Source organism: Niastella yeongjuensis (assembly GCF_900110245.1).
In the GTDB taxonomy this organism is placed as follows: Bacteria; Bacteroidota; Bacteroidia; order Chitinophagales; family Chitinophagaceae; genus Niastella; species Niastella yeongjuensis.
Genome location: NZ_FOCZ01000023.1, coordinates 72304 through 85336, shown reverse-complemented (window position 1 = coordinate 85336; position 13033 = coordinate 72304). Strand labels below are relative to the sequence as shown.

Here is a 13033-nt window from a genome sequence, read left to right as displayed (position 1 = left end):
GTTACAATCCCAATTTGAATGCAGACTTTCTAAAGCAATTTGTATTGCGGCTTTATGGGAAAATAAAGTCAATGTAAATAGGATGTGAATGTAGTTGAACAATCCCCCAACTTTTCAACCTGATCCCCCATAAAGTGCAGTAAAACCAGGTATGCCTAAAAAGCAAAAATCCTGCAAATCATTGATTTTGCAGGACTTCTATCTTTAAGTTTATCTCAGTTAACTGAGCCGAGCGGAGAGAGAGGGATTCGAACCCCCGGACCTGTTACAGTCAACAGTTTTCAAGACTGCCGCAATCGACCGCTCTGCCATCTCTCCGGGGCAAATGTAGGTGTAGGTTTTAAACTGACAAAAAAATCAGAAAAATTTAGTTAGACTTTTTTTTCAGCGTAACGATTACTATTTCAATATTTTGTAGTAATATCCGCGCCCCTTTTTCACCTATTCCTACCCTATTTTGTAGTACTGCAGCTGTTCAATGCCCAGCTGCACAACCAAAACTGATAATTCCATTACCTTCAAGCCCATGCAACACTTTTACCTCATCTCCGGCGGACCCGGTTCCGGCAAAACGGCCCTCCTCAATGCCCTGGCAAAACAGGGTATCCATGGTATGCCCGAAGCCGGCCGCGCCATCATCCAGGACCAGGTGGCCATCGGCGGCACCGCCCTGCCCTGGCTCGATAAATCCGCATTTGCCGAACTGATGCTGAGCTGGGAAATGCGATCCTACCGCGAAGCACAGCAGGCACAGGGCCCTGTGTTGTTCGACAGAGGCATCCCCGATGTAATGGGCTACCTGCAGCTTAGTCAATTACCAGTGCCTGCACACGTTGAAAAAGCAGCGCTGGACTTCCGGTATAACCAACAGGTTTTCCTGGCACCACCATGGCCCGGGATCTATACAAATGATAAGGAACGTAAGCAATCCGAAGCAGAGGCAATAGCTACTTATGACATGATGGTGAATGTATATTCGAAATTGGGGTATGAGATCAACCTGCTCCCCCTTACAACGGTAGATGAACGGGTAAAATTTGTACGCAGGCGCATTTTGTGACAGCCATATGGAAAAACAAAGCCTCCGCATCTTTATCAGAATTGCCAAATATGAAAACCCTTTCCCTGCGACTGATAATCCCGCTCACCATCATCTCATTCGTCTTCATTACCAAATGGTGGTACGCCTTACCCGAAGATGCACCCGCAACCATGTACAAAGGCTTTCCACTAATATATTCCGGGCCCGCCTGGCACACATCCCTCGCCTATCAATTCTTTGTGGTTGAATTTATAATTGATCTGCTCACTTATTTTCTATGCTGGTTTATTTTAATCTATTCCATCAATCGCTTTTGGTTCACTATAAAGCCGGTCCGGTGGACAACCATCTCATTATGGTCTTTAACTTTATTGATCATTGCTTACTACGCCATAATAGCCGGCCTGTTCAATCATGCCTACGACTTTAAAAGACCTTATCCCATCAAAATTATAGCAACCGGTTATGAGTTTTTCTGGCAACATACACAACGCTCCCAATAAAAAGGCCGGGTGATCAGCCCGGCCTTATATTTTAACGTACATCGATTAAGGTTATACTATGCTTCTATAGTAACTTCCTGACCCAAAAAACGGTGTGCCAGGTCCTTCATCATGCTTACATAACTTACCTTTGCTTCTTCATTCCTGTTTTCACGAATGAGATCCAGGCAATTGCTGATGCCATTATGATAGATGTCGTACCAAATGGCTTCCTGGTCTGCCCGGGTCTGAATTTCAGCTACCAATGGCCGTGACAGGTAATAATACATTTCATACAATGCCTGTCCATTCTCCTGTGCTACCAGCCAGTTGTCGCGGAAAGCTCTTAGCTCATTCAACTTATCTTCAGCATCTTTAACAAATCTTTCTGCTGCAATAGAAGCTATACAATCGCTGCCAGTAGTGGTAACGCCAGGGCCGTTTGGATCAATATCGCAGGGCGGGCTGCACTGGCCATATTCCAAAAACATATTCAAGCTTTTATTATCTCCATCCACCACTTCCAGTACACATTGGAATTGGCGGCAGGCAGCACGCATTTCAGGATTGTAACCAAAATGGAAAACGAGTCCTCCGCATTGGTCTACTTCCAATAACTTTTTAAGCTTATTGATACCCCAGAAATAACCTCTGGGCAACTTCGTTAACGGGATCTCTTCTTTTACTTTTTTAAAATCGCTCACATGATTTCCCAACAGTTGCATAAACTGATCGAACCTTATTCTTTCTCCATTTTCGCATATGTATCCCTTTGAAGGAATGACAGGTATGCCGCCTGATTCGCCATTCGTTAAATTGCGTGCAGGCACCAGAATGATCCTGCGGGTTGATGGATCATTGGCATCATTTAATCCATAAGCAAAGAGGATCCCTGACAGGTCAGATACTCCTTCTATGGTGTTTAACAAATGCTCACGGCTTAAAAATACAGAAGGGGTTTGATTGGGATACCGTTGAGCGAAATTTGTAGTGAGCTGTTGATATTCCTGAGCAGAAATAGGCGCTCCGATTTGTGAAGCGGACTTTTGTTTGGGATGAGACATGTTATAAGGTTTTCAGAAATGAAGAAAATAAAATGCTGGACTACTGCAGTAGGTACTTAACTGAAGTTAACTGTTTAAACGAAATAACCAAGCTAAATTTGATAAACGTGTCGATTCAGCCAATATCCGCGTTGTTTTGGGAAATAAGTGTGTAAACTTAGCTTACTAATTACCGGTATTGGGTATATTAGTAGGCCAAAACCTCACATATGAAAAAATTATTACTGATTGCAACCTGCGCTCTTTGGGTGTCATCACTGGAAGCCCAACAAAAAACGATTGCTGAACGATTGGGCTATCCGAAAAACACCAAACTACTGATCCTTCACGCCGATGATGTTGGCGTATCACACTCCGTAAACCTGGCCACTACTACGGCTATGGAAAAAGGTTGTATCAATTCTGCCAGCATTATGGTTCCCTGTCCCTGGTTTACAGAGATAGCTTCATACGTACGGGAACACCCCGGTATGGATTTTGGCTTACACATTACGCTTACAAGCGAATGGAGTAATTATAAATGGGGACCGGTAACGCCATCAACCAAGGCGCCTACCCTCATCAACAAAGAAGGGTTTCTATATTCATCAGTCGACAGTGTAAAACAATTCGCAGCCTCCACCCAGGTAGAAGAAGAAATACGCAACCAGGTTAGAAGAGCCATACAATTCGGCATTGACCCCACTCATTTGGATGCCCATATGTTTGCCGTTGTAAGAAAGCCCGATTTTATAAAAGCTTATATCAAGGTGGGACGGGAATATAAAATACCTGTGTTCCTTGCGCGCGAAATGGAAAGAGAACTGAATGTCAAACTCGAAAGCCTGATCTCAAAAAATGAGGTCATAGCAGATTCTATAGTCACCATTTTACCCGACATGATGGCTTCAAACCCGGCCGCTTATTATGCTCAAACCTTACGCAGTTTGCCGGTTGGCCTTACGTATTTTATCATTCACACCGCCTACGACAACGAAGAAATGAAATCCGTTACAAAAGGATTCACCGATTGGGGTTCGGCCTGGCGGCAAACAGAATTCGATTTTTTCTCAAGTGGGGAATGCGCCAGATTGCTGAAGGAAAACAATATCCAGATAATAACCTGGCGGGAGATCAGGGATAAGCTTTACCGGTAAAGATGAGTGATGAGCTTTCCACGAAATAAATTTTGAGCTTCCTACGAAAGGAAATTAGAAATTTTATGCGCAGCTTTGTGTTGTCAATCGCAGCAGAGCATTATGAAAAAAGCGCAGTCGACCACAACCAGTATTCCCGGCGTTCTTTATACTCACTTTGGATCAAAAAAAGTGGTAGGCGAACAGTTTATCAGTGAACATGGATTGTGTCAGATCATTTCAGGTAAATTACACGTGGCAGACGGCGGACAAACAAAAGTGTTTGTCCCCGGCGATCTGCTGTTTTATCGAAAGAACTTTTTAGCCAAGTTCATAAAACTAAACGACGGGCTTTTTCCATTCAGGTCCATCACAGTTGTGTTCGACAGGGCTACCCTTGCCCAATTCAGCCGGCAATACAACCAGGGATTTGAAGAACCATTTCCCGACAAGGATGCGGTATTAAAGCTGAACAGCAGCCTGCTGCTGGAGAATTATTTTCAAACGCTGCTGCCTTATTTCGAAACACCATTGCCCGAACACCTGGTTAACCTGAAACGTCAGGAAGCATTGATGCTGTTGCTGCAAATAAACCCGGCTTTCAAAAACATCCTGTTCGATCTTGACCAGCCGGGGAAAATAGACCTGGAAGCATTTATGCAACAAAACTTTAGTTTCAATATAGAAATGAAAAGATTTGCGTATCTCTCAGGTAGAAGCCTTGCTACTTTTAAACGCGATTTTGAAAAGATCTTTCATACCACCCCCAATCGCTGGTTACAGGAGCGGCGGTTGCAGGAAGCGCATTATCTCATTAAGGAAAAGAAAAAAAGACCTACAGAGGTGTACCATGAAGTGGGCTTTGAAACCCTCGCCCACTTTTCCTTTGCATTCAAACAATTCTATGGAGTAAATCCATCGAAAGTATCGGCCGCTAAAAAATAACACGTAAACATATGAACAAAACAATGCTCATTACCGGAGCCTCCTCCGGTATAGGGAAAGCTACGTCCCTGTATTTCGCCCAACAAGGCTGGAATGTAATTGCCACCATGCGTAATCCGGAAAAGGAAAAGGACCTCGTTAAAGAGCCTAACATTTTTGTTACGCGGCTTGAGGTTACCGAACCGGCTTCTATTCAAACCGCTGTTCAACAAGGCATCGAAAAATTCGGGCAAATAGACGTGCTGATCAATAATGCGGGTTATGGACAGCAAGGGCTCTTTGAAGCCGTGTCGCCTGAGAAGATCCAGGAACAATTTGAGGTGAATGTATTTGGGCTAATGCATGTAACCCGGGCCATATTGCCCCATTTCAGAAGTAACAAAGGCGGTGTAGTATTGAATGTATCCTCCGGCGCCGGTCTGTTAACCACGCCCCTGCTTTCTATTTATTCTGCCTCCAAGTATGCCGTGGAAGGCTTTACCGAATCGCTGGCCTATGAACTGGAATCGCAGAACATTAAAGTAAAACTGGTAGAGCCCGGTTACATTGCTACACCTTTCAATGAAAAAACGATTACGTCATTTGCGTATGATCCGTCATTGAGCGACTACCAGGCTTTTAGTGAAGAACTGGCCGCCTTTTTCAAAAATTTTGAAGGTTCCAATACATTCACGGCCAATGACGTGGCCCGGCTGATCTATAACGCAGTAACGGATAATACCCATCGTTTGCGCTATCTGGCGGGTCCTGATATTGAACAATTGGTGAATGCACGCATCGGTAAAACCGACCAGGAGTACCAGCATTTCCTGCGAGGCATCTTCAGACCGAATTCGTTTAAAAATTAACGGCAAACAACCTGTTTGTACCATTTCAGCATCCTGACGAATCGGGATGCTTTTTGTGTTAGTATACAAACCCTTATCAATATCTATAGTGCCAGTCCCTTGGAGTAGTTGCAGGAATAGCACTGTAGGCCTTTTTCAAACCACCCAGATCAATACGGATCTCATCCAGCACAACACCCGGGTCTATTGCATATATTTTCAGCGTGTGCCTGCCTTTGTTCAGGCGTGGGAAGGAAATGGTGCGTTCGGCGCGGTTACGTAAAACATTCTCTTTCCATTCTTCACTTCTTCCCACTGTTTTAAAATCAACTATGTTAACCGGCCCCTCATCGACAGAAACACCATACCGCATACTGAAATTATTATTGACTGGCTGGGTAGGTATTGTATAAACCGTAATTTTGGGCGCTGCGGAAGTATAGGTATCAAACCTATAGGAAACCCAGGTAGCATTCTTTTTTATGGAGTCCTTATTTAATGAGTAATTTGACGCCTGCTTATCTGGTAAACGAACAAATTCTATTGCCCCACCGGTATAACCAAAATCAGTCATCATACGCGTCCCATAAGTAGCCCATTCAGCGCCTTGTTGATTTATGGGATGAATACAAACAAAACCATTATTCTCAACATACTCGCCATATGATACATCTTCCCTGTCAAACGGCCTGTGGCAACGCACTTTCACTTCCATTTGTTTACCGCCGCCTGTAAACAGGACCTTACCGGTCAATTCTTTTCTTTTACCCACTTTATCCCAGTCAACGTCTACCCAAATACGCAGCTGGTTCTTCCCCCATTCCCTGTTCAGCGACCCCAATTTCCTGGAAAGCCTGATCCAGTTATCAGAAGCAGTAGCCTTCCATTCAACGGGTTTGTCGTCATTCAAAAAAACATCTATAAAATACCGCTGTTTGTTTATGTTATCAAAAGCGGGCAACGAGGTCCCATTTCCCGGTATCAACGAAGAGTCTTTTGTAACAAATCCCTCCGGCGCTATACTCCAGCCGGCCGATCTGTCAATAGTGAACGCGGGCATTTCCTGTTCCTGGTAAACAGGCAGGTCACGCGGTTTCATCGACATCATGTTTTTCCATTTACCACCCGACAAAACATTATTATAGTATTCCGTTTCTTTCACTATGCTATCATAGGCAGCCTTTGACTGTGCAGCATAATCAAAAGTACTTAACCGGTTTTGTCTGGCATACCAGATGGCTTTATCGCGGTACAGGAATTTCTTATTCATCCAGGCGGCGCATACTACCGGGTAATATACCAATTGATAAAACGCTGCCTTTTCGCTTGAATCTACTTTCAACCAAAGTCCTCTTGCCTTTTTTACCAATGAATCGTACTTATCGATCCGTTGTTGCGCTTCATCGCCATAATAGAAATGATTGTACTGGGTGGAGGTAGTTTGTGTAGTAGGCTCTGTACGGCTCCAGCCCATGAACTCGGGTCTTCTTTCAAACGCCAGTTGATAATATTGACGCATTACAAAGTCAGCGTTAAATGAATTCCTTACCCGCCCGTATCTATACCAGGTTCCTGGCACTATAGGATTCTCAGACGGCGGATCATTAGCCAATTTTAAAAAGAGTTCTATATTATATTCGAGTGGCTTAATATCACCCACATTCAATACCCATAACCGGGTGGCGCCTTCCTTCCTGGCCTTATCCAGTTCTTCATACATCAATCCGGGATGTGTTGAAGGCAGCCAGAGATAGTCATGCGGCCGGCCCCAATAAGAAGCGTGGTAATAAACGCCGGAACCGCCGGAACGCTTTTGTTCTTCCGCATTACTCAGCCGCTGGATATACCCATAATTATCATCAGGCCAAACGAGGGTTATATCCTCAGGAATTTTCAATCCATTGTCATAAATATCCAGCACTTCTTTATAGGCTGTAAATGCCTGCGGAATGGAATCAGCTGGTTTGCCACGGTATTTCTCCAGCAATCCCCGCTGATCTTTTATGATCTGCTCCAGTAAAGGCACCGCTTCTTTGGCGCTCTTTACACCTTCCATACCACTATCGTGCACGCCACGCATTCCCATGGTATAAATGGCATCGATGGCTGTCGATTCCTTTACCCGGCGTTCCCAATATTGATACACTTTTTCTTTATTGGTGAGATAATTAAAGGGGCCCATTGTTTTTTCATCCCATTCGCCTACATTGTTTCGCAACATAGGTTCAGCATGGGAAGAACCAATCACAATACCATAATCCTCCCCTGCCTTTTTATTTCCCGGATAGCTAAAAAAGGCTTTAGTACCGGGGTGCATGGCTGGCCAGATAAGATTCGCTTTTAAACGCAGCAGCAATTCAAATACCTTGGCATAAGTCTTCGGACCTATATCCCCGGTTTCAGGTTCAAATGTTTTGGCAGCCCAGGGCCGCAATCCCCAATCTTCATCATTGATAAATATGCCTCGGTATTTTACGTTAGGTGGCCGGGAAATTTTAGGAGATAATTCAATCGTCAATTCCCCTCTACATTTTACGGGAACATCGGCCCACCAGTACCAGGGAGATACCCCCAATAATTCTGAAATGGAAAATACGCCAAAAGCAGTACCACGTGCATCACTACCGGCAATCACCAATGCTTTTAAAACGTTGCTTTGGGGATTATCAATTACCATTGTTCCATAACACTCCCACCGTCCCTGCAGACTATCCAATTCAGTACGATGGCCAACAAACTGCCGTATGAGAGGGGAAGCAATATTCCCAATTACAATTACATTACCTGTTGCATTCGCAATATCCGTGATAACGGGCGGCTGGTTGCCGGTCGCCATTTTTATATCATTCGCCAGTAAATGAGCTGCAATAGAATCCAGCTTTGGACCGGCCGCACTGTACAAGATTTGTAACCCCTTATTCTTATCGGTAAACGGGAATGACTGCGCCCGGGAAATGCGGGGTAATAGCAGCAGCAAATACAGGAATATTTTGAGGGTACCGTTCATATGCCAATTATTGCAATGAAATTACTCCTCTTCAATAACAAACCAGCCTGTACAATCCCGTTTTTTATCTGTTTTATCTATCGGCGGCATCCTATACCTGATTTGGCTCGTAATTGCTGGCAATGCAAAACCTGACAATCAAACTGCCAGCAGCCATTCAACAACCCGGTTTCCGCGCGTTGGACGGGCTCAGGGCCGTATCGATAGGGATCGTAATAATGGCACACGTGCTCACGCCTTTTCTTGGCAATAGCTACCTGGGACTTATTGGGGTATACATCTTTTTCGTGATCAGCGGCTTTTTAATAACCACTTTGTTGCTAAAAGAGCGGGTAAAATATGGCAGTATCAGTTTGAAGGGATTTTATATTCGAAGATGTTTGCGCATACTGCCTGTGGCTTACGGCTTCCTACTTGTTTTGCTTTGCTTGAACGCCCTGTTCAAACTGGAAATTCCCGGCAGCTCATTTTTAAACTGCCTGTTGTTTATAAAAAACTTACCTATCCTGCCCAATCGCGACTGGTACACCGGTCACTACTGGAGCCTGGGCGTTGAGGAACAATTTTATTTACTGTTTCCCTTCTTATTGGTATCACTATCGCTGCGCAATTACAAAAGATTAATTGTGTGTTTGATTATCCTTATTCCTTTGTTGTCCATTATAAATTCCCGAAAACTGGATACCGGTTATTTACAGGTACCCGGTTTCATTCATTGGGCAATAACCTGGGTGGTTAATTTATTTGGGGGTGGAACCGTACTGATCCTTACCGGCTCTCTTTTCTCCATTTTGTTATTAACCGAAAACAGGTTCATCACCCATATTTGCAACAAGGCGCCTGCATTCAGCTCGCTGTTATTATTTACCATTGGAAGTATGTTGTTATATCCAACACTTCCCACGCAAATACGCATATTCTCTGTTCCCGTCTTTGGGTTTATAATTGCCTTTGTGATAGTTCTCAATCTGAAAGAACGGGCTATGTTCGGTCGCTTGCTTGAGTTTGAGTGGATGAAAAAACTGGGCATCCTTTCTTACAGCCTGTACATCTGGCAACAGCTGTTCACCTATAAACAACCCTGGCACAATGCCGGCACCAATGTTTGGCTGCTGCTGTTAAACCTTACCGCATTGTTGATAGTTTCCTTTTTGTCGTATTCCTTATATGAGAAGAAATTCCTGAACTTCAAGAAGCGTTTTAAAAGGGTGTAGGCATTACAATGTTCGAATGTATGCCACCATTTTAGCTCGTGTCCGCTCATCGGGTAAAGATCCCTCCCCTGCTTTCATGTTCTCGGCCATGTGTTTGGCATTGGAAGAGGCAGGGATCACACAGGTTACAGCCGGATGACCGACAACATACTTCAACAGGTATGCGCCCCAGCTATGAACATCCAGCTCTGCGGCAGCCCAGGCCGGCAATGGATTGCCTTTAAAACGATCAATTAAACGTCCTTGTCCCAGAGGCCGGTTGATGAGCGTCGCTACGCCCAGTTCAGCTGCTACGGATAGCAACCGTTCTTCCGCAACCCGTTCGATGATGGAATAATTGAACTGTACAAAATCAACAACCCCGGTACGCATCACGGTCTCCAGTTCAGCATAATGCTGTTGCGTATAATGCGTAATGCCTATATACCTGATCTTGCCTGCGGCTTTCCATTCCTGCAGCACCGGCAGGTGTGTTCTCCAGGCAAGCAGGTTATGCACCTGCATCAGATCGATGACCTTCCGGTGCATCAGATCAAACGATTCGTCCATTTGCCTGATGCCTGGCTTCAATCCGCTTGTCCAAACCTTGGTAGCATAAAACAACTCATTCGCATAAGGCGCTTTGCTGGTAAGCGAGCCCACTATCCTTTCTGCATTTCCATACATGGGTGAACTGTCGAGCAGACGCCCACCACCTTTGTAAAAGGTGTTCAATACAGGCGTTAATTGCTCAGTTGCTGCCTGTTCATTTGTATCGAAGGTATTATAGGTACCCATACCAATTACCGGAAGCGACTCACCGGAGGATGGGATAGTTCTTTTAATCATAGCCGACTATTTACACGGCTCAATTTAGTGCATTTATTCCTCCTTCAGCCAGGCCACTTTTTGAACGCTTGCATGTTGCGCTGCTATGATGTCTCCATACAATTCCGGACGCCTGGCGTTCTTATATCTGGTGCCACCGGCTTGCGTTAATTTTTGCGGGGTCAGGGTTGCAATAGCAATGTCATTGCCCAACTGGCGGCACTCTGCCACCACATCTCCAAACGGATCGATGATCATGGAACAGCCATTCTTCAACTGGTCATCATCCATACCTATAGGGTTCGAAAACACTGCGTATACACCATTGTCGTAAGCGCGTGCCGGCAACCATTTCATTAACCAGCTGCGGCCTTTCAGGCCATCAAATTCTGCCCGCAGCGTGGTTGGGTCTTCTTCCCGTTTCTTCCATAATTCCGGATCAACAAAACCCGCACCTGGCCGGGGTGATGGCGTGCACATGGTAACATGCGGCATAAAAATAATATCCGCCCCCAGCAAAGTGGTGGCCCGTACGTTTTCAATGATGTTATTATCGTAACAGATCAGGATGCCGCATTTCCAACCCAACAGATCAAACACCACATATTCATTACCGGGCACCAGGTGTGGATTGATAAACGGATGCAATTTCCGGTACTTCGCCACCAGTCCGTTTTGATCAACACAGACATATGCTTTGTGCAAGGTCCCTTCCGCTGTTTTTTCAAACAACCCGGCCAGGATAATAATGTCCAGCTCCCGGGCTATGGCTATTAAGGCCTGCACACTTGCCCCATCGGGAATCAGTTCTGCAATGGCGGTAAGTTGTTCTTTATCCAGATGGCGGGCAAACGAATAACCGGTAATGGAACATTCATGAAAAGCGATCACGTCGGCGCCCTGCGTTTTTGCCCGGGCAGCCAGTTGGCGAATAACACTTAGGTTATACGTTTTATCATTGTTACGGTTCTCAAATTGTGCGGTAGCAATCTTTATTGGTTTCATGTATTGCAAGTTAACAAAAAGCATTTCCCCACTTATTGAGATTATTTAATAAATTTAACTGAGCTGCTACCAGGTATGATATAAGTATAATTCAACATACTTTCAAACCAACCAATATGATACCTGCTTATTTACAACCTGCCAGCATTACTACCGCACGTCTTTTCTATGGACTGGGCACAGTGGGCCTCGGCATTCAGCATTTCATCTATTCCGCCTTTCGCCCGGTAATTCTTCCTGCCTGGCCCCAATGGATGCAAACACCTGTATTCGCTTACCTGACAGGCGCAGCCATGATCGCAGCCGGTGTGTTGATCTTACTGGACCGAAACACAAAAACCATTTCCTTGTTGCTGGGCGGCTTTTTATTGTTTTGCTTCCTTTTTATCCAATTACCCTTTACGCTGTTTATTCAACCTAACTCCCCCGCTCACCTGGGTTTGTGGACCGACCCACTCAAAGAACTGGCCCTCTCCGGCGGCGCCTTTGTGATGGCTGGAATAGCGGGCGGGACCACCGGGCTTGCGACGCTTGCAAAGCTGATCCCACTGGGCAAATACTTCTTTGCTACAACCTTACTGTTATTTGGCATCGACCATTTCTTATATACTGAATTTGTCGCTTCGCTGGTACCAGCCTGGGTGCCCGATCATACTTTTTGGGCCAATCTGGCCGGTGTTGCGTTAATAGGTACAGGCACCGCCATTTTTCTAAAGATCAAAAGAAGAAAGATAGTTCTGCTGGCAAGCGCCATGCTTTTTCTTTGGCTTATATTATTGCACATTCCCCGTGCCATCGCAGACCCCAATGGCGCCAAAGGCAATGAAATAACCAGTGTATTTGAAGCGCTCGCATTCAGCGGCATTGCGCTAGGCATTGCGGTTATGAAAAAGCAGGTAATGAACAATTCCATGATTACCATAACAAGCTCCAAAGCGGTAGTTATTAATTAAGCCCGGCAATCTGATCTACCCATCTCTTGCTTATCTGTTCTAATTTTCACATTGCCCGGAATCATACCTTTGCTCCATGAGCAATGGAAACTCTTTTATTATAAAAAAAGCAACTACCTCCACTGATTTCGAAAACGGAAAACAATTATTTCGTCAATACATCAAATCCCTTTCTTTTGAATTGAACTTTCAGGATGTTGACCGGGAACTGGAAGAAATTCATGTGGAATACAACCTGCCCACCGGTGTATTGCTACTGGCCTATGATGGCGAAAAAGCGATTGCCTGTGCCGGTGTTAGAAAGATAGACAGCGAGATCTCCGAATTGAAAAGAATGTTTGTTGACCCCACTTATCGCGGCCACCAGCTGGGTCAAAAGATATTACAACAATCACTCGATGAAGCGAAGCATTTAGGCTATCGTGCTATCCGCCTCGATACGATTCCTGAAATGCAGTCGGCTATCAAACTATATACCGCTGCAGGGTTCTACCCTATTGAACCTTACCGGTTCAACCCCATGCCCGGCGCTATCTTTATGGAAAAAGTATTGTAAAAAAAGGCCCCGGCGA

General features: G+C 44.9%; 12 protein-coding genes and 1 tRNA gene. 8 read left to right on the top strand and 5 right to left on the bottom strand.

The genetic code is table 11. The features are described 5' to 3' along the window. Window positions 1–233 precede the first annotated feature (233 nt). Window positions 234–318: transfer RNA gene (locus BMX95_RS33055), tRNA-Ser, on the bottom strand. A gap of 208 nt (window positions 319–526) precedes the next feature. Between BMX95_RS33055 and BMX95_RS33050 the strand changes: the two genes are divergently transcribed. Beyond that, entirely contained in the window at window positions 527–1060 is a 534-nt protein-coding gene (locus BMX95_RS33050; RefSeq protein WP_081200705.1) for an AAA family ATPase, read from the top strand. A 50-nt stretch (window positions 1061–1110) separates the two neighbouring features. Continuing rightward, a complete protein-coding gene (locus tag BMX95_RS33045; protein WP_081200708.1) occupies window positions 1111–1545 on the top strand; it encodes a hypothetical protein in 435 nt (144 codons plus the stop codon). 56 nt (window positions 1546–1601) lie between these two features. Here the strand turns inward: BMX95_RS33045 and BMX95_RS33040 are convergent, their stop codons facing one another. Next, complete coding sequence (locus tag BMX95_RS33040) at window positions 1602–2588, bottom strand: hypothetical protein (RefSeq protein WP_081200704.1); 987 nt, start codon at window positions 2586–2588, stop codon at window positions 1602–1604. A 209-nt stretch (window positions 2589–2797) separates the two neighbouring features. On the opposite strand from BMX95_RS33040, the gene BMX95_RS33035 reads away from it, so the two are divergent. From BMX95_RS33035 to BMX95_RS33025, 3 genes are all read left to right on the top strand, one after another. Then, on the top strand, window positions 2798–3724 hold the full coding sequence (locus BMX95_RS33035; RefSeq protein WP_081200703.1) for a polysaccharide deacetylase family protein: 927 nt from the start codon (window positions 2798–2800) through the stop codon (window positions 3722–3724). Window positions 3725–3826: 102 nt separating this feature from the next. Continuing rightward, window positions 3827–4648 carry an AraC family transcriptional regulator gene (locus BMX95_RS33030; protein ID WP_081200702.1) on the top strand — a complete coding sequence of 274 codons (822 nt, stop codon included), beginning with the start codon at window positions 3827–3829 and terminating at the stop codon, window positions 4646–4648. Between the two features lie 11 nt (window positions 4649–4659). Beyond that, entirely contained in the window at window positions 4660–5496 is an 837-nt protein-coding gene (locus BMX95_RS33025; RefSeq protein ID WP_081200701.1) for an SDR family oxidoreductase, read from the top strand. A gap of 76 nt (window positions 5497–5572) precedes the next feature. Here the strand turns inward: BMX95_RS33025 and BMX95_RS33020 are convergent, their stop codons facing one another. Beyond that, window positions 5573–8482 carry a glycosyl hydrolase 115 family protein gene (locus BMX95_RS33020; protein WP_081200700.1) on the bottom strand — a complete coding sequence of 970 codons (2910 nt, stop codon included), beginning with the start codon at window positions 8480–8482 and terminating at the stop codon, window positions 5573–5575. Window positions 8483–8604: 122 nt separating this feature from the next. Here BMX95_RS33020 and BMX95_RS33015 point away from each other — a divergent pair, with 122 nt between their 5' ends. Next, entirely contained in the window at window positions 8605–9696 is a 1092-nt protein-coding gene (locus tag BMX95_RS33015) for an acyltransferase family protein (protein WP_081200699.1), read from the top strand. Window positions 9697–9699: 3 nt separating this feature from the next. On the opposite strand, the gene BMX95_RS33010 is transcribed toward BMX95_RS33015, so the two are convergent. Both BMX95_RS33010 and BMX95_RS33005 read right to left on the bottom strand, forming a co-directional pair. Further along, entirely contained in the window at window positions 9700–10524 is an 825-nt protein-coding gene (locus tag BMX95_RS33010; protein WP_081200698.1) for an aldo/keto reductase, read from the bottom strand. Between the two features lie 33 nt (window positions 10525–10557). Beyond that, a complete protein-coding gene (locus tag BMX95_RS33005) occupies window positions 10558–11508 on the bottom strand; it encodes a nitrilase family protein (protein WP_081200697.1) in 951 nt (316 codons plus the stop codon). A 116-nt stretch (window positions 11509–11624) separates the two neighbouring features. Between BMX95_RS33005 and BMX95_RS33000 the strand changes: the two genes are divergently transcribed. Both BMX95_RS33000 and BMX95_RS32995 read left to right on the top strand, forming a co-directional pair. Next, the gene (locus tag BMX95_RS33000; RefSeq protein ID WP_081200696.1) at window positions 11625–12461 is read left to right on the top strand and encodes a DoxX family protein; all 837 of its coding nucleotides are present in this window, start codon (window positions 11625–11627) and stop codon (window positions 12459–12461) included. A 76-nt stretch (window positions 12462–12537) separates the two neighbouring features. Beyond that, the gene (locus BMX95_RS32995; protein WP_081200695.1) at window positions 12538–13017 is read left to right on the top strand and encodes a GNAT family N-acetyltransferase; all 480 of its coding nucleotides are present in this window, start codon (window positions 12538–12540) and stop codon (window positions 13015–13017) included. The last annotated feature ends 16 nt before the right edge of the window (window positions 13018–13033 follow it).